Annotated in this window: 22 protein-coding genes; 21 read left to right on the top strand and 1 reads right to left on the bottom strand. The window is 68.5% G+C overall.

Annotated features, from left to right (window positions below; translation table 11 throughout):
- Positions 1–2: 2 nt before the first annotated feature.
- From cyoC to OU682_RS02220, 21 genes are all read left to right on the top strand, one after another.
- On the top strand, positions 3–620 hold the full coding sequence (gene cyoC / locus OU682_RS02320; RefSeq protein ID WP_268940453.1) for a cytochrome o ubiquinol oxidase subunit III: 618 nt from the start codon (positions 3–5) through the stop codon (positions 618–620).
- On the top strand, positions 620–1036 hold the full coding sequence (locus OU682_RS02315; RefSeq protein WP_268940452.1) for a cytochrome o ubiquinol oxidase subunit IV: 417 nt from the start codon (positions 620–622) through the stop codon (positions 1034–1036). The genes cyoC and OU682_RS02315 overlap by 1 nt, the downstream gene beginning before the upstream one ends.
- Entirely contained in the window at positions 1033–1716 is a 684-nt protein-coding gene (locus tag OU682_RS02310; RefSeq protein ID WP_268940451.1) for an SURF1 family protein, read from the top strand. Before OU682_RS02315 ends, OU682_RS02310 begins: the two co-directional genes overlap by 4 nt.
- 123 nt (positions 1717–1839) lie before the next feature.
- Positions 1840–2799, top strand: coding sequence for an AAA family ATPase (locus OU682_RS02305; RefSeq protein ID WP_268940450.1), 960 nt, complete (start codon positions 1840–1842; stop codon positions 2797–2799).
- A complete protein-coding gene (locus OU682_RS02300; RefSeq protein WP_268940449.1) occupies positions 2793–3626 on the top strand; it encodes a DUF58 domain-containing protein in 834 nt (277 codons plus the stop codon). Before OU682_RS02305 ends, OU682_RS02300 begins: the two co-directional genes overlap by 7 nt.
- Positions 3623–3961: a hypothetical protein gene (locus OU682_RS02295; protein ID WP_268940448.1), complete on the top strand. Its 339-nt coding sequence runs from the start codon at positions 3623–3625 to the stop codon at positions 3959–3961. Before OU682_RS02300 ends, OU682_RS02295 begins: the two co-directional genes overlap by 4 nt.
- Positions 3958–4905 carry a VWA domain-containing protein gene (locus OU682_RS02290; protein ID WP_268940447.1) on the top strand — a complete coding sequence of 316 codons (948 nt, stop codon included), beginning with the start codon at positions 3958–3960 and terminating at the stop codon, positions 4903–4905. The genes OU682_RS02295 and OU682_RS02290 overlap by 4 nt, the downstream gene beginning before the upstream one ends.
- Positions 4893–5792: a VWA domain-containing protein gene (locus OU682_RS02285; protein WP_268940446.1), complete on the top strand. Its 900-nt coding sequence runs from the start codon at positions 4893–4895 to the stop codon at positions 5790–5792. Before OU682_RS02290 ends, OU682_RS02285 begins: the two co-directional genes overlap by 13 nt.
- The gene (locus OU682_RS02280) at positions 5789–6403 is read left to right on the top strand and encodes a hypothetical protein (RefSeq protein WP_268940445.1); all 615 of its coding nucleotides are present in this window, start codon (positions 5789–5791) and stop codon (positions 6401–6403) included. The genes OU682_RS02285 and OU682_RS02280 overlap by 4 nt, the downstream gene beginning before the upstream one ends.
- Positions 6397–7557, top strand: coding sequence for a hypothetical protein (locus OU682_RS02275; RefSeq protein ID WP_268940444.1), 1161 nt, complete (start codon positions 6397–6399; stop codon positions 7555–7557). Before OU682_RS02280 ends, OU682_RS02275 begins: the two co-directional genes overlap by 7 nt.
- 90 nt (positions 7558–7647) lie before the next feature.
- Positions 7648–9246, top strand: a complete 1599-nt coding sequence (locus OU682_RS02270; RefSeq protein WP_268940443.1) for an ABC transporter substrate-binding protein — start codon at positions 7648–7650, stop codon at positions 9244–9246.
- A 41-nt stretch (positions 9247–9287) separates the two neighbouring features.
- Entirely contained in the window at positions 9288–10334 is a 1047-nt protein-coding gene (locus OU682_RS02265; RefSeq protein WP_268940661.1) for an ABC transporter permease, read from the top strand.
- A complete protein-coding gene (nikC, locus tag OU682_RS02260) occupies positions 10331–11248 on the top strand; it encodes a nickel transporter permease (protein ID WP_268940442.1) in 918 nt (305 codons plus the stop codon). The genes OU682_RS02265 and nikC overlap by 4 nt, the downstream gene beginning before the upstream one ends.
- Entirely contained in the window at positions 11245–12123 is an 879-nt protein-coding gene (locus OU682_RS02255) for an ABC transporter ATP-binding protein (protein WP_268940441.1), read from the top strand. Before nikC ends, OU682_RS02255 begins: the two co-directional genes overlap by 4 nt.
- Before the next feature lie 70 nt (positions 12124–12193).
- On the top strand, positions 12194–12946 hold the full coding sequence (locus OU682_RS02250; protein WP_268940440.1) for an ABC transporter ATP-binding protein: 753 nt from the start codon (positions 12194–12196) through the stop codon (positions 12944–12946).
- A 60-nt stretch (positions 12947–13006) separates the two neighbouring features.
- The gene (locus OU682_RS02245; protein WP_268940439.1) at positions 13007–14065 is read left to right on the top strand and encodes an aldo/keto reductase; all 1059 of its coding nucleotides are present in this window, start codon (positions 13007–13009) and stop codon (positions 14063–14065) included.
- Positions 14066–14121: 56 nt separating this feature from the next.
- Positions 14122–15054 carry a DnaJ C-terminal domain-containing protein gene (locus tag OU682_RS02240; RefSeq protein ID WP_268940438.1) on the top strand — a complete coding sequence of 311 codons (933 nt, stop codon included), beginning with the start codon at positions 14122–14124 and terminating at the stop codon, positions 15052–15054.
- Between the two features lie 3 nt (positions 15055–15057).
- A complete protein-coding gene (locus tag OU682_RS02235; protein WP_268940437.1) occupies positions 15058–15411 on the top strand; it encodes a hypothetical protein in 354 nt (117 codons plus the stop codon).
- A gap of 114 nt (positions 15412–15525) precedes the next feature.
- Positions 15526–16896, top strand: a complete 1371-nt coding sequence (locus OU682_RS02230; RefSeq protein WP_268940660.1) for an MATE family efflux transporter — start codon at positions 15526–15528, stop codon at positions 16894–16896.
- 30 nt (positions 16897–16926) lie between these two features.
- Positions 16927–17163, top strand: a complete 237-nt coding sequence (locus OU682_RS02225) for an Lrp/AsnC ligand binding domain-containing protein (RefSeq protein ID WP_268940436.1) — start codon at positions 16927–16929, stop codon at positions 17161–17163.
- Positions 17163–18257: a pyridoxal phosphate-dependent aminotransferase gene (locus OU682_RS02220; protein ID WP_268940435.1), complete on the top strand. Its 1095-nt coding sequence runs from the start codon at positions 17163–17165 to the stop codon at positions 18255–18257. Before OU682_RS02225 ends, OU682_RS02220 begins: the two co-directional genes overlap by 1 nt.
- Before the next feature lie 72 nt (positions 18258–18329).
- Here OU682_RS02220 and OU682_RS02215 read toward each other — a convergent pair whose 3' ends face one another.
- Positions 18330–21419 (bottom strand): valine--tRNA ligase, encoded by a 3090-nt coding sequence (locus OU682_RS02215; protein WP_268940434.1) that lies wholly within the window; start codon positions 21417–21419, stop codon positions 18330–18332.
- Positions 21420–21438 lie beyond the last annotated feature (19 nt).

Raw genomic sequence — 21438 nt, 5'->3', positions numbered from 1 at the left:
CCATGAGCACCGTCACCCAACAGGCCCCCGGCGATTTCTGGGAAGTCGAGCCGCACCACCATCACGAGGGCGCCTCGACCAGCATCGGCTTCTGGGTCTACCTGATGAGCGACTGCCTGATGTTCGCGATCCTTTTCGCGACCTTCGGGGTGCTGGGCGCCAGCTATGCCGCCGGGCCGGGGCCGAAGGATCTGTTCGACCTTGAACTGGTCGCGCTGAACACGGCCTTCCTGCTGCTGTCCTCGATCACCTACGGCTTTGCCATGCTGGCCATGGTCAAGAACAACAAGAACGGCACGCTGGGCTGGCTGGCCGTCACGCTGGTCTTCGGCCTGGCCTTCCTGGGGGTCGAGCTTTACGAGTTCAACCACCTGATCCACCTGGGCGCCGGGCCGCAGCGGTCGGCCTTCCTGTCCTCGTTCTTCGCGCTTGTGGGCACCCACGGGCTGCACGTGGCCTTTGGCTGCCTGTGGCTGGTCACGCTGATGATCCAGGTCAGCCAGCGGGGGCTGATCCCCGCGAACCGCCGCCGCCTGTCCTGCCTGTCGATGTTCTGGCACTTTCTGGACGTGATCTGGATCGGCGTCTTCACCTTTGTCTATCTGCTGGGGATGATCTGATGACTTCGATTGAAGCCCAGGGCGACAAGCACCATGCCCAACGCCGCGCCGAGGCGCATGGCGACCACCATGACGACGGCCACGACCACGGCAGCTTCCGGTCCTACATGACCGGCTTCATCCTGTCGGTCATCCTGACCGCGATCCCCTTCGCCATCGTCATGGGAGGAGGCTTCGAAAGCCGCTTCCTGACCGCCGCGGTGGTGGTGGGCATGGCAATCGTGCAGATCCTGGTCCACATGGTCTATTTCCTGCACATGAACACCCGCAGCGACGAGGGCTGGACCATGATGGCCCTGATCTTCACGGTCGTCATCCTGGTCATCGTGCTGGCCGGGTCGCTGTGGGTCATGTACCACATGAACACCAACATGATGCCTCAGATGAACCACGAGGCTCTGGGCCTCGGCTCTTGACACCTCGCCGCCGCCCCATTGCCATGCTGGTGGCGGCCGGAATCGTCTTTCTGGTCCTGATGGGGCTTGGCGTCTGGCAGATGCAGCGGCTGGCCTGGAAGAACGACCTGATCGCCCGCGTCGATGCCCGCGTGGCAGCCGAACCCGTGCCCGCGCCGCCGCCCGCCGAATGGGCGGGGCTGACAAGGGATGTAGCCGAATACCGCCGCGTTACGGTTTCGGGCCGCTATGCGCCGGACAGCGACGTTCTGGTGCAGGCGGTGACGGAACGCGGGTCGGGCTTCTGGGTGATGACGCCCCTTGAAACCGATGGCGGCTGGACCGTGCTGGTCAACCGCGGCTTTGTGGCGGCGGACCGCCGCGAGGACCGACCCTTGCCCGCGGGGGACCAGTCCGTGACGGGTCTGCTGCGCATGACCCAGCCGGACGGCGCCTTCCTGCGCGCCAACGATCCTGCCGCGGGCCGCTGGTATTCGCGCGATACGCAGGCCATCGCGGCAACGCTGGGCCTGTCCGGCGCCGCGCCCTATTTCATCGATGCCGACCGGGCGGGCGAGGAACAACCGGTCGGGGGCCTGACCGTGATCTCGTTCCGCAACCACCACCTGTCCTACGCCCTGACCTGGTTTGCCATGGCGGCCGGGCTGGTGCTCCTGACGGGCTACGCGCTGCGCCGCTGAACCCTTGTCGCCCGGTGGAGGGGGACGTTCAGACCAAAGTGGCAGGAAATATTCCCTATTCGCGCTGGATTCCCGCCCCCTGCGGCAGCAGACTGCACACGTTCAACGCGAGGGGAGGAAGCGATGGACGATCACAGCGACAAGGCCCATGCCGTCAGGCGCTTGGGAACGGAAATCGGCGCCACGCTGATCGGCCATGACCTGCTGGTCGAACGGCTGCTGATCGCCCTGCTGGCGGGCGGCCACGTCCTGATCGAAGGCCCGCCCGGCATTGCCAAGACCCGCGCCGTCAAGGCGCTTGCGGCGCATCTGCCGGGCAGCCATGCCCGCATCCAGTGCACGCCGGACCTGCTGCCCTCGGACCTGACCGGCACGCAGGTGTTCCGCCCCGAAACCGGCGGCTTCGACTTCATCCCCGGCCCGATCTTCCACAGCCTTGTGCTGGTGGACGAGATCAACCGCGCGCCTCCCAAGGTGCAGTCCGCGCTGCTGGAGGCCATGGCCGAGGGGCAGGTGACCTCGGGCGGGACCACGCGTCCCTTGCCGGATCCCTTCATGGTGGTGGCGACCCAGAACCCTATCGAACACGAAGGCACCTTCCCGCTGCCCGAGGCGCAGCTTGACCGCTTCCTTCTGCACCTGCGCCTGGACCTGCCGGGGGCCGAGGCCGAACGCGCGATCCTTGACCTGGTCGAGGCCGAAACGGTGGCGCCCGCGCCCCTGCGCGGCACGGTGGTTTCCGCAGCCGACCTGGCCCGCGCCCGGGCCGAGGTGGCGCGCGTCCATCTGGCCCCCGCGCTCAAGGACTTCATCGTCCGGCTGGTCATGGCGACACGGCCCGGCGGCGCGGTGGCGGAATGGGTGGAACATCCCGTGTCCCCTCGCGGCACGCTGGCCCTGGCGGCGGGCGTCCGGGCGCGGTCCTGGCTGCATGGCCGCGACCACGGCCTGCCCGAGGATGCCGAGGCGCTGGCCGCCGACGCCCTGTCCCACCGTCTGATCCCCGCCTGGTCGGCCAGCGGCGAGGGCCGCACCGGCCGCAGCCTTGTGGCCGATATCCTGCGGCAGGTGCGCCCGTGGTAGCCTGGCCCGCCGGCCTGCCCGACGCGCCCGGCATCCGCCTGGGTGCCGCCGAACTTCTGGCCCTGCGCGAGGGGGCAGGCGGAAAGGTCCGGCACCGGCCGCTGACCCGGCGCGCGGGGGCGGTTCCCGCGCGGACGCAGGGCGCGGGCATGGACCTGCGGGAAATCCGCGCCTATGTCGCGGGCGACGACCCGCGACGGCTGGACCCGGCGGCGACGGCGCGCACCGGCCATCCCCATATCCGCAGCCTGCACGAGGATCGCGACGACACGATCCTGCTGGTTGCCGATTTCCGCGCGCCGATGCTGTGGGGGACGGGCGTTGCCCTGCGGTCGGTCCGGGCCGCGCGGCATCTGGCGCAGGCCGGCTGGCGCGTGGCGGGACGCGGCGGTTCGGTCGCCCTGCTGATGGCGGACGGTCCCCGGCTGGCCGAGCTTGCGGGCGGCAGCGGCGACGGGCAAATGGCCGCTGTCTGCAACGCCATGGCCCGCCAGCACGATCACGCCCTGCAGGCGCCCGGCCATGCGCCCCTGGCCGAGGCGCTGGTGCGGGCCATGCGGCTTTCGCCCGGGGGCGGTCGGGTGCTGGTCGCGACCTGTCTGGACGGTCTGCACGGGTCCGAGGCCGCGCTGGCCACCCTGGCCCGGCGCCGGTCGGTCACGCTGGCCTTGATGCTGGACGACGCGGAACTGCAGCCCCCGCGCGGGCCGCTGGCGGTCAGCGACGGGCAGCACAGCCGCCTCGTCCGGCTGTCGGCCCCCGACACCGGCGCCGATCTGGCCCGGCTTCGCGCGCTTGGCGCCACCGTGACCGAGGTGCGGCCGTGACGCGGGACGAGCTTCTGGCGCAACTCTCCCCGCCCCGCCTGCCGCTGGAGATCGCCACCCTCGGCTGGCGCGAAATCCTGGCCCTGGCGGCCATCGGCCTGCTGGCGGGGCTGCTGGCCGCGCTGGTCCTGCGCCCGCTGATGAGCCGCAGGCCCTCGCGCCGCGCGCTGGTCCGGGCCACGCGCGGGCTTCCGCCCGAGATGCGCATCCTGGCCATCGCGCGCATCCTCGGCCGCCTTCCGGAACCGCTGCGGCCCGCCGCCTATGGCGCCGCGCCCGCCCCCGACGATGCGACGCTGGAACGCATCGCCCTGCGCAGGGGCCGCCGGGGATGAGCCTCGCCTGGCCCTGGATTCTGCTGCTTCTGCCCCTTCCGCTTCTGCTGCGGCGCCTGCTGCCGCACCTGGCGGTGCCCCGACCCGCGCTGATCCTGCCCGCGCATCTGCTGCGCGGGGCCAGCCCGGCCAGCGGCGCGCGCCTGCGCGGGCCGTGGCTGGCCGCCCTGGCCTGGACCGCGCTGGTCGTGGCGCTGGCCGGGCCGCGGGTCGAGGTTGCAAGCGACGTGATCCCCGCCTCGGGGCGCGACATCGTGCTGGTGATGGACCTGTCGGGCAGCATGCTGAAGGAGGATTTCTACCTGGACGACCAGCCCGTCACGCGGCTGGATGCGGTGAAGCGGACGGCCTCGGCCTTTGTCGCGGCGCGGCGGGGCGACCGGATCGGACTGGTGATCTTTGGCGAGCGCGCCTATTTCGCGGCCCCCCTGACCTTCGACGTGGACGCCGTCGCCCGCGCCATAGACGAGGCGCAGATCGGCATCTCCGGGCGCGGCACCGCCATCTCGGACGGGCTGGGCCTTGCGGCCAAGCGCCTGTCGCGCAGCGATGCGCCCACGCGGGTGATCGTGCTGATGTCGGACGGCGTCGATACCTCGGGCACCGTGCCTGCGGTCGATGCCGCGCGTCTGGCCCATGACCACGGCATCCGCGTCCACTCCATCGCCCTTGGTCCCGAGGATCTGGAAAACCAGCCCCGGTCCCGCGACGCGGTGGATGTGGCGACCCTGCGCGCAGTGGCGCAGGCGGCGGAGGGCGAAAGCTTCCGCGTCCGCGATACCGCGGATCTGCAGGCGGTGGCGCAAAGCCTTGATACGCTGGAGCCGAACCCTTCGGAGCGTCCGCCCATGCGGCTGTGGCAGCCCTTGTGGATCTGGCCTGCAGGGCTGGCCATGCTGTGCCTGTTCGGGATCACGGCCCGGAGGCGCGGATGGACGGGCTGACCCTGCTGCGCCCCTGGTGGCTGCTGGCGCTGCTGCCGTTGGCGGCGCTGGTCCTGCTGCGCCTGAGGCGCCTGCCTGATGCCGGGGGCTGGGAACGGGTGATGGGGCGCGACATGCTGCGCGCGATGCAGGCGCTTGGGGCCTTGGGCGGGCGGCAGCCCCTGTGGATGCGGCTGCTGGCGCCTGCCGCGCTGGCGCTGCTGGTCTGCGGCATGGCGGGGCCGGCGCTGCCCCGCACGGACGCGCCGGTGCTGGCGCAGGCCGATGCGGTGGTGCTGGCGGTGGATCTCTCGCCTTCGGTCGCGAAGGGGGCGGGTCTGGATCAGGCCAAGCTTGCGGCGGCGGGGCTGGCGCAGGCGCTGTCGGGGCGCCCGGTCGGGCTGATCCTGTATGGAGGCGAGGCCTTCACCGCATCCGCGCCGACGCTGGACGTGGGAACGTTGCAGACGCAGATCGGCGTCCTGGACGGCGAGACGATGCCGGGCAAGGGCTCGCGCCCCGCCGCGGCCATCGGCATGGCGGGGCAGATGCTGGCCGGGCTGCCACGGGCCGATCTTGTGCTGATCTCGGACGGGGGCGGGGTGGACCGGCAGGCCCTGGCCGAGGCGGACCGGCTGGCGGGGCAGGGCGTGCGGCTCTGGGCGCTGCGGCTGGACGGGCGGGCCCCCGGTGCCCCGGCCGCGGACGACGATGCGCTGGACCGGCTGGCGCGCGGCGGAACGGTGATGGGGTGGGACGACACGGATGCGCTGGCCTCCCGGCTGGCGCGCAGCGGGGGATCGGTCCGCGATCCCGTGCTGCAGGCGCTGCACTATCGCGACCTTGGTCCCTGGCTGGCGATGCTGGCCCTGCCGCCGCTGTTGGTCATGCTGCGGAGGCAGGAATGAAGCCCGCGCTGCTTGCCCTGGCCGGTGTGGCGGCGCTGGCCGCGGCGGGTCCCGAGGCGCTTGGCCGCCTGGCCCTGCGCGCCGGGCTGGACCGCCCCGCCGCCGCCCTGCTGGACGATCCGGCGGCGCGGGGCGTGGCGTTCTATCGCCTGGGCGACTATCCGGCGGCCGACGCGGCCTTTGCCAAGGCGGGTCGGTCGCAGACCTACAACCGCGGCCTGTCGCTGGCCGCGACGGGGGATTATCCGCTGTCGGTCGCCTATTTCGACGCCATGCTGTTCGCCAATCCCGCGGACGAGCAGGCGCGGCGCAACCGCGATCTGGTCGTCGCGATGTATCCGCCCGAACGCGGGGTTTCCACCGTGCCCGGCCGGATCAGCGGGGCAGGGGGCCTGCCCGCGGACGAGGTGCCGATCGCCGATCTGCTGGCCAATCTTTCCGGTCCGGAATGGGAACGGCGGCTGGAGGCCAAGGGGCTGGCGGCAACCGACCAGTGGCTGGACACGATCAGCGACGATCCGGGCGAATTCCTGAAGCTGCGCATCCGCGCCGAATTCGACCGCCGCGCCCGGTTGGGCCTGATCCGCCCCGAGGAGGGCGACCCATGGTGATCCGCGCCCTTCTGATCTGGCTGTGGCTTGCGGGCGCGGCCCTGGCGCAGGGCGACACCCGGCTGATGGTGCTGCATGACCACGGCAACCCGGTCGTGTCGGAAATGGTCGAGCTGACGATCCGCGGCGAATACGACCTGACCGTGTCGCTGGAGGAGATGGAGTTCCCGAGCTCGGCCGACTACGACTGGATCCAGATCGCCCGCGACGACTGGCACAAGGAGCGCGTGCAGGGCCGGCTTCTGCAGATCTTCGAACGCAAGGTCGCGCTGTTTCCCCGGCGGGAGGGGGCAGTGACCGTCGGCCCGATCAGCCACAGGCTGACCCATGTGCAGGACGACGGGCAGCGCGCCGAAACCGTGGTGACCGCCGCCCCCATCACCCTGGGGGTGCGGCCCTTCCCGGCTGACGCGCCGCCGCTGTCGGCCCGCCAACTGACCCTGACGGACGAATTGTCGACCGATCCGGGCAAGCTGAAAAAGGACGAGATCCTGACCCGCCGCGTCACGGTCGAGGCGCTTGGCACCCTGGCCCACCAGCTGCCCGCCCGCCCCGACCTGTCCGAGCCCTGGCTGATCAGCTTCACGCAGCCCGAACGGCGCGAAAACCTGCTGACCGAACAGGGGCCCGTGGCGCGCGTGGTGTGGGAATGGCAGTTGCGCCCCAAGACTGGCGAACCCGCGATCCTTCATGCCGAGGCCTTCCCCTGGTTCGATACCGACAGCCGCCAGATCGAGGTCGCGCCGCTGAAGCCGATCCCCTTTGGCTTTGCAGGCTTCGGGTCGAACTTCGGCGCGTCCGAACAGGTGGCCTGGCGCAACTGGCCCCTTGCCGCCGGGGCCCTGGGCGCAGGCATGGCGGTTTCGCTGGCATTGATGCTGCGCGGGCAGGGGCTGCTGCCCGGGGCCGCGATGCGGCGGCGGATGCGCCGCCTGTGGCCCGGACCCCATGCGCGGGCCATGCGTCGCGCCGCCGACGCCGGCGACCTGGCCGCCCTGCGCGCCGCCGTTGACCTGCACCTGCGCTGGCGCGGCCAGCCCGCTCCGGCCCTGCTGGCCGATCTGGACCGCCAGCTTTACGCCCCCGCGCCCCCCGCCGGATTCGACGCGCCCCGCTGGCTGGCCGCGTTCAAGCGGACGTTGCGGCAGGCTTGATCATCAAAGGCTTGCAAGCCGTCCTGCCTTGGGCCACCTTTCCTCATCCAACCCCGCCAGGGCGCGGGGACGAAAGAACAGGGAAGCATCATGAAACATCTTCTGACCCCGCGCGCGATCCTGCTGGCATCCGCCCTTGCCATCGCGCCCGCGGCCTGGGCCGAAACCCCCGCGGACACGCTGGTGGTGGCCCATACGATCGACGACATCATCAGCCTGGACCCGGCGCAAAGCTTCGAGTTCTCGGGCAATGACGTGAACCAGAACACCTATGACCGGCTGGTCGATTTCGACCCGATGGACATGGACGCGGGCTTCAAGCCCTCGCTGGCCGAAAGCTGGGAGGTGAGCGAGGACGGCATGTCCATCACCTTCACCATCCGCGACGGCGTGACCTTCCATTCCGGCAACCCCGTCCGCGCCGAGGATGCGGCCTGGTCGCTGCAACGCGCGGTGATCCTGAACAAGACCCCGGCCTTCATCCTGACCCAGTTCGGCTTCACGCCCGAAAACGTCGAGGAAAAGATCACCTTCGACGACAAGACCCTGACCCTGCACATGGACAAGCCCTATGCGCCGACCTTTGTGCTGAACTGCCTGACGGCCAACGTGGCCAGCGTGGTGGACAAGGAAACCGTCATGGCCAATGTCCAGGGCGAGGATCTGGGCAACACCTGGTTGAACACCAACGCCGCGGGATCGGGCCCCTATACGCTGGCGGCCTGGCGCCCGAACGAGGCCGTGCAACTGGCCGCCTTCGAGAAATACTGGCAGGGCGCGCCCGCGATGAAGCGCGTCATCGTGCGCAACGTCGCGGAATCCAGCGCGCAGCGCCTGCTGCTGGAACAGGGCGACATCGACGTGGCCCGCAACCTGACGCCGACGGACGTGGATTCGATCCGCAAAGTCGACGGCATCACGGTGCAGGATGAACCGCGCGGCCGGATCCTCTACATGGGCCTGAACCAGAAGGACCCCGTGCTGTCGGACCCCAAGGTGATCGAGGCGATGAAGCATCTGGTCGATTACGACGGCATCGCGAACAGCTTCCTGAAGGGCGCGTTCGTGCCCCATCAGGCCTTCCTGCCCCAGGGCTATCTTGGCGCGCTGGAGGACAAGCCCTGGACCTATGACGTGGCCAAGGCCAAGGCCCTGATCGAAGAGGCCGGCATGTCCGGCAAGACCATCACCACCAAGGTCCGCGACCTGCGCGAATACGTGGACGTGGCGCAGGCCCTGCAGGCCTCGATGGCCGAGGCCGGGCTGACCCTGGAGATCGAGCAGATGACGGGGGCGCAGGTTCTGGACGCCTATCGCGCGCGCGAGGTGCCGATCTTCCTGGGCGAATGGGGGCCGGATTATTCCGATCCGAACACCAATGCCGCGACCTTCGCCTATAACCCCGACAACAGCGACGAGGCGCAGGCGACCGGCCTTCTGGCCTGGCGCAACGCCTATGCCGTCCCGCAGGAGATGAACGAGGCGACGCTGGCCGCGACCCTCGAGCAGGACGGCGAGAAGCGGGCCCAGATGTATATCGACCTTCAGAAGCAGTACCAGGCCGAGGCGCCGATCGTGCCGCTGTTCCAGCGGATCGAGCCGACGGGCCTGCGCAACAACGTGCAGAACTGGAACTCTGGCCGGGCGGTGACTTCGGTCATGTATCGGCAGGTGACGAAGGGCGAATAGGCGTGACCGCGACCGACAGCGGGGCAGGTGGACGGGGGGCCATGCCCCCCGCGCCGAATGGCCGCGCTGCCGCCCGACGCCGCCGCGCCCGCAGCATTGGCGGCACGGTCCTGTCGCTGGTCCTGACGCTGCTGGGCCTGCTTCTGGTGACCTTCATCATCGGCCGGGTCATGCCGATCGACCCGGTGCTGAAGGTGGTGGGCGACCGTGCCACGCAGGCGCAATACGACGCGGCTTATCAGGCAATGGGTCTGGACCAGCCGCTGTACATCCAGTTTGCCCGCTATCTGGGCGACGTGGTAACGGGCGATTTCGGCCGTTCCATTTCCACCGGGCAGCTTGTGGTCGATGACATCAAGCGCGTCTTCCCCGCCACGGTCGAGCTTGCGACCCTGGGCACCCTGATCGGCGTGCTGATCGGCGTGCCCCTGGGCGTGATCGCCGCCGCGCGCCGGGGCGGGGTGGTCGATCAGGTGGCCCGTGTCGTGGCGCTTGTGGGATATTCCATGCCGATCTTCTGGCTGGGGTTGATGGGGCTTCTGGTCTTCTACGGCATCCTGGGCTGGGTCGGCGGGCCGGGGCGGCAGGGGATCATCTATGACGGCATGATCCCGACCGTCACCGGGCTGATCCTGGTGGATTCGCTGATCGCGGGGGACTGGGGCGCGTTCAAGGACGCGTTTTCCCACATCATCCTGCCCGCATCGCTGCTGGGCTATTTCAGCCTGGCCTATATCAGCCGCATGACGCGCAGCTTCATGCTGGAACAGCTGTCGGCGGAATACATCACCACCGCCCGCGTGAAGGGCCTGTCCGAACGCGCGGTGATCTGGCGCCATGCCTTCCGCAACATCCGAATCCCGCTGATCACCGTGATCGCGCTGTCCTTCGGATCGCTGCTGGAAGGATCCGTCCTGACCGAGATCATCTTCAGCTGGCCCGGCCTTGGCCAATACATCACCAAGTCGCTGCTGGCAGGCGACATGAACGCCGTTCTTGGCGGCACCGTGGTCGTCGGCACCTGCTTCGTGGCTTTGAACCTTCTCAGCGACATCCTGTATCGCGTCTTGGACCCGAGGTCGAAATGAACCAGTCCCGCCAACTGTCACGGCGCGAATGGCTGCTGTCCGACGCCCCCCAGACCCGCAGGCAGGCGCGGCTTGGCGCGTTCTACCAGGGCTGGCTGACCTTTCGGGGCAACAAGCTGGCGATGCTGGGGCTGATCGTGCTGGTCCTGCTGATCGGCATGGCGATCCTGGCACCCTGGATCGCACCGCAAAGCCCCTTCACGCAAAACCTGCCGAACCGGCTGCAGCCGCCGTCGGCCGAACACTGGCTGGGCACCGACGCGCTTGGGCGGGACATCCTGTCACGGCTGATCCATGGCTCGCGCATCACGCTGTTCATCGTCGGCACCGTGGCGCTGATCGCGCCCGTCATCGGGCTGTTCATCGGCACGGTGGCGGGCTTTGCCGGTGGCTGGGTGGACCAGGTGCTGATGCGGATCACCGACATCTTCCTGGCCTTCCCCAAGCTGATCCTGGCCCTGGCCTTCGTGGCGGCCCTTGGCGCCAGCATCACCAACGCGGTCCTGGCCCTGGCCCTGACCGCCTGGCCGCCCTATGCCCGCCTTGCCCGGGCCGAGACGCTGACCATCCGCAACGCCGACTTCATCGCCGCCGCGCGCCTGCAGGGGGCGGGGCCGCTGCGGCTGCTGATCAAGCATATCTGGCCGCTGTGCATTTCCTCGCTGATCGTGCGGGTCGCGCTGGACATGGCGGGGATCATCCTGTCGGCGGCGGGTCTGGGCTTCCTGGGGCTCGGCGCGCAGCCGCCGATGCCGGAATGGGGGGCGATGATCTCGGACGGGCGGACCTATATCCTCGATTTCTGGTGGGTCGCCGCCATGCCGGGGATCGCGATCTTCATCGTCTCGATGGCCTTCAACCTGCTGGGCGACGGCTTGCGCGACGTGCTGGATCCGAAGGGGGCCAAGGAATGACGCTGCTGTCGGTCCGGAACCTGCGTGTCAGCTTTCCCACGCGCCAGGGCACTTTCGAGGCCGTGCGCGGCATCAGCTTCGACCTGGGCCGCGAACGGCTGGGCGTGGTGGGCGAATCCGGGTCGGGCAAGTCGATGACCGGCCGCGCGATCCTGGGACTTGTCCGTCCGCCCGGCATCGTGACCGCCGACCGGATGGAGCTTGAGGGCCAGCCGATCCTGAACCTGCCCGAAGGCCGGATGCGCAGGATACGCGGCCGGCGGATCAGCATGGTCATGCAGGATCCGAAGTTCAGCCTGAACCCGGTCATGACCATCGGCGACCAGATCGTCGAGGCCTATCGCCTCCATGCCGGCGGCGCGAAGCCCGCCGCCCGCCAGAAGGCGCTGGAGATGCTGCGCGCGGTCCAGATCCGCGACCCCGAACGGGTGATGGGCGCCTATCCGCACGAGGTCTCGGGCGGGATGGGCCAGCGGATCATGATCGCCATGATGCTGGCCCCCGACCCCGAGATCCTGATCGCGGATGAACCGACCTCGGCCCTGGACGTATCCGTCCGCACCGAGGTGCTGAACATCATGGACCGCCTGGTCCGCGACCGGGGCATGGGGCTGATCTTCATCAGCCACGACCTGAACCTGGTGGCGCAATTCTGCGACCGTGTGCTGATCATGTATGCGGGCCGGATCGTGGAAACGCTGGCGGCCAAGGATCTGCACCAGGCCCGTCATCCTTACACGCAGGGGCTGCTGAACAGCCTGCCGCGCCTCGACGCGCCGGTGGACCGGCTGCCGGTCCTGCAACGCCAGGACAGCTGGCGCGAGGGCGACACGATCACCCAGAGCCTCGAAACCGAATTTCCCGGAGGCTTGTGATGCTTCTTCTTCACCCAAATATCCCACGGGGGCGCGGGGGTGTGAAACCCCCGCTGCCACGGTGCCGCCCATGCTGACGGTCGAGCATCTGAACGTCTGGTTCGGCTTCGATCCCGACCGCGTGGACGCCGTGAAGGACGCCAGCTTCACCGTCGCGCAGGGCGAAAGCTTCGGCCTTGTGGGCGAATCCGGGTCGGGCAAGTCCACCATCCTGCGCGCCATCGCCGGGCTGATCGACACATGGTCCGGCACCATCGCCGTCGCGGGCCAGCCGCTGGCTGCGCGCCGCCGCGACCGCGCCTTCTACAAGACCGTGCAGATGGTCTTCCAGGACCCTTACGCAAGCCTTCATCCGCGCCATTCGGTCGATGCGGTCCTGTCGGAAACCCTGCGCCTGCAGGGCATGGGCGATATCGATCGCCGCATCACCAGCCTGCTTTCGGACGTGGGTCTGGGCCGCGGCTTCCGCTTCCGCTATCCGCACCAGCTTTCGGGCGGGCAGCGCCAGCGGGTGGCCATCGCCCGCGCGCTTGCGGCGGAACCGCGCCTGCTGCTGCTGGACGAGCCGACCAGCGCCCTGGATGTCAGCGTGCAGGCGGAAATCCTGAACCTGCTCTCGGACCTGCGTGCCGAACATGGGCTGACCTATGTGATGGTCAGCCACGACCTGGCGGTGGTGGGCCACATGTGCGACCGGCTGGCCGTCATGCAGGGCGGCCGCATCGTCGAGGTGATGGACGTGCAGGCCCTGCGCCAGGGCAACGCACGGCAGGATTATACCCGCCAGCTCATCGCGGCCTCCGAAGGCTATGCCCGCGCCTGACCGGCTTGCGTCCCCAACGGCTATCGCTAACCTGCGCGCGACAGGACGAAAGGAAACAGCATGAAGCGCGTGACACTGGGCGGCAGCCCTGTCGAGGTCAGCGAGATCTGCCTCGGCACCATGACCTTCGGCAACCAGACAGCCGAAGCCGAGGCCCATGCCCAGATCGACCGCGCCCTGGACGCCGGCATCACCTTCATCGACACGGCCGAGATGTATCCCGTGAACCCCGTCCGGCGCGAGACGATCGGCCTGACCGAAACCCTCGTCGGCAACTGGCTGGCGCGCGCCGGCAACCGCGACCGGGTCGAGATCGCGACCAAGATCACCGGCCCCAGCCAGATGGTCCGCGACGGCGCCCCCTATGACGGCGCCATCGTCCGGGCCGCCATCGACGGATCGCTGAAGCGGTTGCAGACGGACCGGATCGATCTTTACCAGCTCCACTGGCCGGTGCGGGGCAGCTATGCCTTCCGCCAGAACTGGAACTATGACCCCTCCCGGCAGTCGAGGCAGCAGACGCTGGACCACATGGCCGATGTGCTGGACGGGCTGGCCGATGCGCAAAAGGCGGGCAAGATCCGCGCCGTCGGCCTGTCGAACGAATCCGCCTGGGGCCTGGCCCGCTGGTGCGATGTCGCGGAGCGGACCGGCGCCCCGCGCATGGCGGCGATCCAGAACGAATACTCGCTGCTGTACCGCCTTTACGATACCGACCTGGCCGAGGTCGCGGTGAACGAGGACGTGACGCTGCTCTCCTATTCCCCACTGGCGGCGGGGCTGCTGACAGGCAAATATGCAGACGACGCCATGCCCGAGGGCAGCCGCGCCGCGGTCGACAAGACGACGGGCGGACCCGGAAACCTGGGCGGGCGCAAGACCCCGGCGGGCCTTGCCGCGACCGAGGCTTATGGCCGGCTGGCGGCGGAACACGGCTGGGACAGGGTCCACATGGCCATCGCCTGGCAGCAGACCCGGCCCTTCAAGGTCATCCCAATCATCGGCGCGACGCGGCTGGACCAGCTTGACCACCTGATCGCCGGACTTGGCAAGGCGCTGCCCGACGATCTGCGCCGCGCCATCGACCGGCTGCACAAGCAGTATCCGCTGCCCTATTGATGAAACCCATGCCTTTCCTATCTTCTTGATCCGAAAGCAATGATGGGGAATCGGTCATGGCAGGCGATCCGTATGCAGCCTTGGGGCTGACAAAATCGGCAACCGATGCCGAAATCAAGAAGGCCTATCGCAGGATCGCCAAGGCCGACCATCCCGACCTGAACCCCGATCCGGCGGCCATGGCGCGCTTCAAGGCGGCTTCGGCCGCCTATGACCTGCTGAAGGATCCCGAACAGCGCCGCCGCTTCGACGCGGGCGAGATCGACGCCCAAGGCCAGGAACGCCCGCAGCGCCGCGCCTGGCGCGACCATGCCGAGGCGGCGGGCAACCCCTATGCCCGCAGCTATGGCTTCGACGGCGATCCCGACCTGTCGGATGTCTTCTCGGATCTGTTCGGGCGGCGCGGCGGCTTTGGCGGCGGCTTCGGGCGCGGCGGCCACGAGGACCAGCGCGATTTCCATGCGCGCGGGCAGGATTACCGCTTCTCGCTGCAGGTCGATTTCCTGACCGCCGCCAGGGGCGGCAAGACCCGCATCACCCTGCCCGAGGGGGGCGACCTGGAAGTCACGATCCCCAAGGGCGTGCGCGAGGGCCAGACCATCCGGCTGAAGGGCAAGGGCGGGCAGGGCCTGGGCCAGGGCGGCGCGGGCGATGCCTATCTGACCATCGGCATCACGCCCCATCCCGATTTCCGGCGCGAGGGCGACGACATCCTGCTGACCCTGCCGATCAGCCTGCCCGAGGCCGTTCTGGGCGGCAAGGTCGCGGCCCCGACCATCGACGGTCCTGTCAACCTGACGATCCCCAAGGGCGCGACCACGGGGCAAAAGCTGCGCCTGCGCGGGCGCGGCATCAACGGGGGCGACCAGCAGGTCGAACTGAAGATCGTCATGCCGCCGAAGGTGGACGACGATCTGGCCCGGTTTTTCGAGGAATGGCGCAAGGATCACGGCTATGATCCCCGCGCCGGGCTGAAAGCGGGGGGATAGGCGATGGCCCGTCATTATTCCGAAGCCGAGGTCGTGGCGATCCTGGAGGATCTGGATCCCGCGCGCCTGCACTCCTTCATCGCGGCCCATGTGGTGACGCCCGTCGTCACGCCCGGCGGCCATGCCTTTACCGAGGCCGACGTGGCGCGGCTGCAACTGCTCTGCGACCTGTCGGACTTCTACGACCTGCCCCCGGATGCGTTGCACATGGTGATGTCGCTGATCGACCAGCTGAACACGGCACGCGGCGACATGCGGGCCCTGATCAAGGCCGTGGCCAGCGAACCCGACGAGGTGCGCGGCCGCATCCAGAAATCGGTTCGCCGGTTGCGCATCGTCACCCTGGGCAAGGCCTAGGGCGGATCGACATTCCCGAAGGCCGATCCGCTCCGGACGCTTTCAACGCGGCCGAGAGACTGCCTTCCGGACTTGCAGATTGTGAAGTCCCTCGCGCCGCGCTATGGCAGCCGCATGTCCCGCTATGGTCCCCATATCGCCGCGACCCTGTCGCTTGGCCTGCCGCTGATCGGCAGCCATCTGGCGCGCATGGGCATCCATGTCAGCGATACGGTGATGCTGGGGTGGTATGGGGTCGATGCGCTGGCGGCGCTGGTCATCGCGACCTCGATGATCCAAATCCTGTATTTCCTGGGCATGGGATACGGCACCGGCGTCATGGGTCTGATCGCCACCGCCGTGACGCGGGGGGACGAGGCCCAGGTCCGCCGCGCCGCGCGCATGGCGCTGTGGCTGTCGGCGATCCACTCGGCCCTGTGCCTGCCGCTGTTCTGGTTTTCCGGCCCGATCCTGCTGGCGCTTGGCCAGACGGAGCAGGTGGCCACGCTGGCGCAGGATTTCCTGCGCATCGCCGGTTGGGGCCTTCTGCCGATGCTCTGCGCGCTGGCATTGAATTCCTATCTGGCGGCGCTGGAACGGGCGCAGGTCGTCATGTGGGTGACGCTGGCGGGATTGCCCCTGAACATCGCGCTGATCTGGGTCCTGACCTTCGGCAATCTCGGCTTTCCCGAACTGGGCGTGCGGGGTGCCGCCATCTCCAGCGTGATCGTGCAGACAGCGCAGCTTGTCGTGCTGGTGGCCTATGCCCGCTGGCTGCCGGCGACGCGCAAGTATCACCTGTTCCAGCGGTTCTGGCGGCCCGACGGTCCCGCCATGCGGCAGGTGTTCCGCCTGGGTTGGCCCATCGGCCTGACCCTGGTGGCCGAGGGCGGACTGTTCGTCGGCTCCAACATCATGATGGGCTGGATCGGCACGCAGGAACTGGCCGCGCATGGCATCGCGCTGCAGATCACCTCGATCACCTTCATGGTGCATCTGGGCCTGTCGAATGCCGCGACGGTCCGCGTGGGCCAGGCCAAGGGCCACGGCGATGCCGGATGGATGCGCGACGCCGCCGTCACGGTCATCGGCATGTCGCTGGTCTTTGCCACGCTTGCGATCAGCGTCTATCTGCTGGCGGGCGACTGGCTGGTCAGGCTCTATCTCGACCCCGCCGATCCGCGCGGGCCTGCCATCGTGGCGCTTGGCGCGGCGCTGCTGGTCTATGCCGCGCTGTTCCAGCTGACCGATGCCTTCCAGGTGATCGCGCTCGGCTTCCTGCGCGGGGTCCATGACACGCGCATGCCGATGTGGATCGCGGCCTTCAGCTATTGGGTGGTGGGGATGCCCGTCGCCTGGGGGCTGGCCTTCCCGCTGGGCTTCGGCCCCGCCGGGCTGTGGCTGGGGCTTTGCGTCGGGCTGACGGTGGCAGCATGGCTGCTGATGTCCCGCTTCTGGCGCGGCCATGCGCAGGGGGTCTGGACCCGCGCCGCGCCGGCGGTCTAACGTGGCCGCGACACGATCAACGGAGGTTTCATGCGACCTGTCTTCGTCCAGTTCCGCTGCGAGCCCGGCAAGACCTATCAGGTCGCCGAGGCCATCTATGACCGCGAGGTCGTCAGCGAGCTTTACTCCACCTCCGGCGACTTCGACCTGATTGCCAAGGTGTATATCCCCGAGGACGAGGATGTCGGCCGCTTCCTGTCCGAACGCCTGTTCGACATTCCCCATATCAGCCGCACGCTGACCACCATGACCTTCCGCGCCTTCTGATGATCCGCCTTGCCCCGATCCCGGCGGGCCTGCCCGCCACCGTCCCCTTTGTCGGACCCGAAACGCTGGAACGCCAGTCGGGCCGCCCCTTCGCCGCCCGGCTCGGCGCCAACGAAAACGGCTTCGGCCCAAGTCCGCGCGCGGTTGCCGCGATGCAGGCGGCGGTGGGCGAGGTCTGGAAATACGGCGACCCGACCAGTTTCGACCTGACGCAAGCCCTGGCCGCCCATCACGGTGTGCGGCCCGAGAACATCATCGTGGGCGAGGGCATCGATGGTCTTCTGGGCCTGCTCGTGCGGCTGACGGTCGCGCCAGGGGACGTGGTCGTGACCTCGGACGGGGCCTATCCCACGTTCAACTTCCATGTGACCGGCTTCGGCGGGGCGCTGGACAAGGTGCCCTACCACAAGGATGCCGAGGATCCGCAGGCCCTGCTGGACCGCGCAAGGAAAACCGGGGCGCGACTGGTCTATCTGGCCAATCCCGACAACCCGATGGGCAGCTGGCACGAGGGCGCGGTGATCGAGGCGATGCTGGACCGGATGCCCGCAGACTGCCTTCTGGTCCTGGACGAGGCTTATGCCGAATTCGCCCCGGCGGGCGCCATCCCGACCATCGCCCCCGATGATCCCCGCGTGATCCGGATGCGGACCTTCTCCAAGGCCTATGGCATGGCGGGCGCACGCGTGGGCTATGCCATCGGTCACCCGGACCTGATCGCGGCCTTCGACCGGGTGCGCAACCATTTCGGCATGAACCGCATCAGCCAGATCGGCGCGCTGGCCGCGCTGGCCGACCGGGACTGGCTGGCTCAGATCGTAGCCAGGGTTGCCGCCGCCCGTGACCGCATCGCCGCCCTTGGCGCGGAAAACCAGCTGACCGCCCTGCCATCGGCCACCAACTTCGTGGCCTTGGATACGCATCGCGACGGCGCCTTCGCGCGTCGCCTTGTCGATGCGCTGGCGGGACAGGGCGTCTTTGTCCGCATGCCCGGCGTGGCGCCGCTCAACCGCTGCATCCGCGTCAGCTGCGCGCCCGGTGCCGAACTCGACATCCTGGCCGAGGCGCTGCCGCGCGCGCTTTCCGCGCTCTGACGGTTCTTCTTCACTTAAATATCCCCGCCGGAGGCACCTGCTCTCGCCGCAGGCGCCCCGGGCAGCGAAGGCTTACATCGCCGCCAGCTGCGCCAGCGCCGCCTTCAGGCGTGCGATGTCGTCATCAAGGGCCGCCAGCTTCTCGCGGGTTTCCTCGATCACCTCGGCTTCGGCGTTCTCGACGAACTTCGGATTGCCAAGCCGCTTGCGCAACCCGTCCGCGTCCTTCTCGGACTTCGCGGCGGATTTCTGCAGCCGCGCCGTTTCCGCCGCCACGTCGATCACGTCGCCAATGGGCAGGGCGAAGCTGGCCCCCTGCGCCGCGACCGCGATCATGCCCTTGCCCGCGACGCCGTCCACGGGCGCATTCACGCGCGCCAACCGCTCGACAAGCGGGGCATTGGCGGCCAGCGTGGCGCGCGCGGTCCCGTCCGCCTCGGTCACGATCAGGTCCAGCTTCGCGCCCGCAGGCACACCCATCTGGGCGCGGGCCGAGCGGACCGCCTCGATCAGGGCGATCACCCAGTTCATCTGGCGATCCGCCTCGGCGTCGATCAGTTCCGCCCCATAGGTCGGCCAGTCGCCGTGGACCAGCATCTTCGGGCGGTCGCCGGTAAGCCGCCACAGCTCTTCGGTCACGAAGGGCATGATCGGGTGCAGCAGCAGATAGCACTGGTCCAGAACCCAGCCCATCGTCGCGCGGGTTTCATCCGCGAACTCGCCATCAAACAGGGGCTTGGCGAATTCGACATACCAGTCGCAGACCTTGCCCCAGACAAAGGCGTAAAGCCCATTCGCGGCATCGTTGAAGCGGTATGTCGCCAGCGCCTCGTCCGTGGCCAGCCGGATCCGCGCGACCTCGCCGATGATCCAGCGGTTCACGGTATGCCGCGGCTGCGGCAGCGTCCCGCCGCCGCGAACGCCGTTCATCTCGGCAAAGCGGGTGGCGTTCCAGATCTTGGTCACGAAGTTGCGGGCGCCCTCGACATGCTTGGGCCCCAGCTTCGGATCGCGGCCCATGGCGGCCATGCCGGTCAGCGTCATGCGCAGCGCATCGGCCCCGAAATCGTCGATCAGCGTCAGCGGGTCGATGACGTTGCCCTTCGACTTCGACATCTTGGCGCCCTTTTCGTCGCGCACGAGGCCGTGGACATAAACCGTGCGGAAGGGCACGTCGCCCGCGACCTCCAGCTGCATCATCATCATCCGGGCGACCCAGAAGAAGATGATGTCGAAGCCCGTGACCAGCACGTCGGTCGGGAAATACTTGCGCATTTCCGGCGTGTCATAGGGCCAGCCCAGTGTCCCCAGCGGCCACAGCCCGCTGCTGAACCAGGTGTCCAGCACATCGGGATCGCGCCAGACGGGATAAACCAGCCGGGTCGGATCCTCGGTCAGGTTGTAATCCGCCAAGCCTCGGGCAAAGGCGTCGATGGCGGCGTTGCGCTCCGCGACCTCGACAATGCGGGCGATCTCCAGGGGCGGGGGCAGGCCCGCGATGGAATCGCGGAACTGTTCGGCCACCTGGTCGAAATTCGCGGCGGCATGGTGGATCTCGTCGCGATGGACCAGGCCTTCCTCCAGCAGCGCGAAGATTTCCACGTCGTCCAGCGCGCCATCGCCGTCGTCATCGACCTGCCCTTCCGGCGACAGGTCGAGGCCATACCAGACCGGGATCTGGTGACCCCACCAAAGCTGGCGGGAAATCGTCCAGGGCTCGATATTCTCCAGCCAGTTGAAATAAACCTTCTTGTGCTGCTCGGGCAGGATCTCGGTGCGGCCGTCTCGCACGGCATCCAGCGCAGGGCCGACGATTTGCTGGGTGTCCACGAACCACTGGTCGGTCAGCATGGGCTCGATCACCACGCCCGAGCGGTCGCCGAAGGGCTGCATGATGGGCTTGCTGTCCACCAGCGGGCGGCGCTCCAGATGCTCGGCCCCCGTGTCGCGGTCTATTTCCTTGTGCAGATAGGTGACGGCCAGACGCTCGGCATTGATCTGGTCGATGACCCGCTTGCGCGCCTCGAGGCGGTCCAGGCCGCGCAGATCCTCGGGCACCAGGTTGACGTTGGACACGTCGCCCACATCCTCGCCCCGCGCGGCGCGGGTCGCGATGGCGGCGCTTTCGGCATAGGAAAGGCCATCCGCGCGCATCGCGCCCTTTGTGTCCATCAGCGCGTAAAGCGGGATGTCGTTGCGGATCGCCACCGCATAGTCGTTGAAGTCATGCGCCCCGGTGATCTTGACCGCGCCGGATCCGAAGTTCGGGTCGGGGTATTCATCGGTGATGATCGGGATCAGCCGGCGGTGTTCCCTGGGACCCACGGGGATCTCGCACAGCTTGCCGACGATGGGGGCATAGCGCGCGTCATCCGGATGGACCGCCACCGCGCCGTCGCCCAGCATGGTCTCGGGGCGTGTCGTGGCGATGCTGATGTAATCGCGGGTCTCGCGCAGCGTGACGTTCCCGTCGGCGTCGCGTTCGACATATTCATAGGTCTCGCCGCCGGCCAGCGGGTACTTGAAATGCCACATGTGGCCGGAAACCTCGCGGTTCTCGACCTCGAGGTCGCTGATGGCGGTCTCGAAATGCGGATCCCAGTTCACCAGCCGCTTGCCGCGATAGATGATGCCCTTGTTGTAAAGGTCCAGGAAGACCCGGATCACGGCGTCGTGGAAATTCCCTTCCTCGCCCGCAGGGGCGCCCGGCGCGCCCGACATGGTGAAGGCGTTGCGCGACCAGTCGCAGGAGGCGCCGAGCCGCTTCAGCTGGTTGATGATCGTGTCGCCGGATTCCTGCTTCCAGGCCCAGACCTTCTGCAGGAAGGCGTCCCGCCCGATGGCGCGGCGGTTCGGTTCCTGGCGTTCGGCCATGCGGCGTTCCACGACCATCTGCGTGGCGATGCCCGCGTGGTCCTGGCCGGGCTGCCACAGCGTGTCGAAGCCGCGCATCCGGTGCCAGCGGACCAGGATGTCCTGCAGGGTGTTGTTGAAGGCATGGCCGATATGCAGGCTGCCGGTGACGTTCGGGGGCGGGATCATCACGGTGAATGTTTCGGACCGCGAGGCATTGGCCCCCGCGGCAAAGGCGTTCGCCCGTTCCCATTCAGCGCTGATCCGCGCTTCGGCGGCCTTGGCGTCAAAGCTTTTGTCCATGCTCATCTCGGCAGATCCCCTTCGC

The organism is Paracoccus benzoatiresistens (genome assembly GCF_026913015.1).
GTDB classification, from domain to species: Bacteria; Pseudomonadota; Alphaproteobacteria; order Rhodobacterales; family Rhodobacteraceae; genus Paracoccus; species Paracoccus benzoatiresistens.
The sequence above is the reverse complement of the archived record's forward strand: the minus strand, read 5'-3'. Positions and strand labels throughout refer to the sequence as shown.

Excerpts from the sequence above, each read along its gene's own strand:
- OU682_RS02250 (WP_268940440.1), top strand. The coding sequence starts at position 12,194 with ATGCTGACGGTCGAGCATCTGAACGTCTGGTTCGGCTTCGATCCCGAC.
- OU682_RS02255 (WP_268940441.1), top strand. The coding sequence starts at position 11,245 with ATGACGCTGCTGTCGGTCCGGAACCTGCGTGTCAGCTTTCCCACGCGC.
- OU682_RS02315 (WP_268940452.1), top strand. The coding sequence starts at position 620 with ATGACTTCGATTGAAGCCCAGGGCGACAAGCACCATGCCCAACGCCGC.
- OU682_RS02280 (WP_268940445.1), top strand. The coding sequence starts at position 5,789 with ATGAAGCCCGCGCTGCTTGCCCTGGCCGGTGTGGCGGCGCTGGCCGCG.
- OU682_RS02290 (WP_268940447.1), top strand. The coding sequence starts at position 3,958 with ATGAGCCTCGCCTGGCCCTGGATTCTGCTGCTTCTGCCCCTTCCGCTT.
- OU682_RS02240 (WP_268940438.1), top strand. The coding sequence starts at position 14,122 with ATGGCAGGCGATCCGTATGCAGCCTTGGGGCTGACAAAATCGGCAACC.
- OU682_RS02245 (WP_268940439.1), top strand. The coding sequence starts at position 13,007 with ATGAAGCGCGTGACACTGGGCGGCAGCCCTGTCGAGGTCAGCGAGATC.
- OU682_RS02215 (WP_268940434.1), bottom strand. The coding sequence starts at position 21,419 with ATGAGCATGGACAAAAGCTTTGACGCCAAGGCCGCCGAAGCGCGGATC.
- OU682_RS02275 (WP_268940444.1), top strand. The coding sequence starts at position 6,397 with ATGGTGATCCGCGCCCTTCTGATCTGGCTGTGGCTTGCGGGCGCGGCC.
- OU682_RS02235 (WP_268940437.1), top strand. The coding sequence starts at position 15,058 with ATGGCCCGTCATTATTCCGAAGCCGAGGTCGTGGCGATCCTGGAGGAT.
- OU682_RS02220 (WP_268940435.1), top strand. The coding sequence starts at position 17,163 with ATGATCCGCCTTGCCCCGATCCCGGCGGGCCTGCCCGCCACCGTCCCC.
- OU682_RS02285 (WP_268940446.1), top strand. The coding sequence starts at position 4,893 with ATGGACGGGCTGACCCTGCTGCGCCCCTGGTGGCTGCTGGCGCTGCTG.
- OU682_RS02305 (WP_268940450.1), top strand. The coding sequence starts at position 1,840 with ATGGACGATCACAGCGACAAGGCCCATGCCGTCAGGCGCTTGGGAACG.
- OU682_RS02230 (WP_268940660.1), top strand. The coding sequence starts at position 15,526 with ATGTCCCGCTATGGTCCCCATATCGCCGCGACCCTGTCGCTTGGCCTG.
- nikC (WP_268940442.1), top strand. The coding sequence starts at position 10,331 with ATGAACCAGTCCCGCCAACTGTCACGGCGCGAATGGCTGCTGTCCGAC.
- cyoC (WP_268940453.1), top strand. The coding sequence starts at position 3 with ATGAGCACCGTCACCCAACAGGCCCCCGGCGATTTCTGGGAAGTCGAG.
- OU682_RS02265 (WP_268940661.1), top strand. The coding sequence starts at position 9,288 with ATGCCCCCCGCGCCGAATGGCCGCGCTGCCGCCCGACGCCGCCGCGCC.
- OU682_RS02225 (WP_268940436.1), top strand. The coding sequence starts at position 16,927 with ATGCGACCTGTCTTCGTCCAGTTCCGCTGCGAGCCCGGCAAGACCTAT.
- OU682_RS02270 (WP_268940443.1), top strand. The coding sequence starts at position 7,648 with ATGAAACATCTTCTGACCCCGCGCGCGATCCTGCTGGCATCCGCCCTT.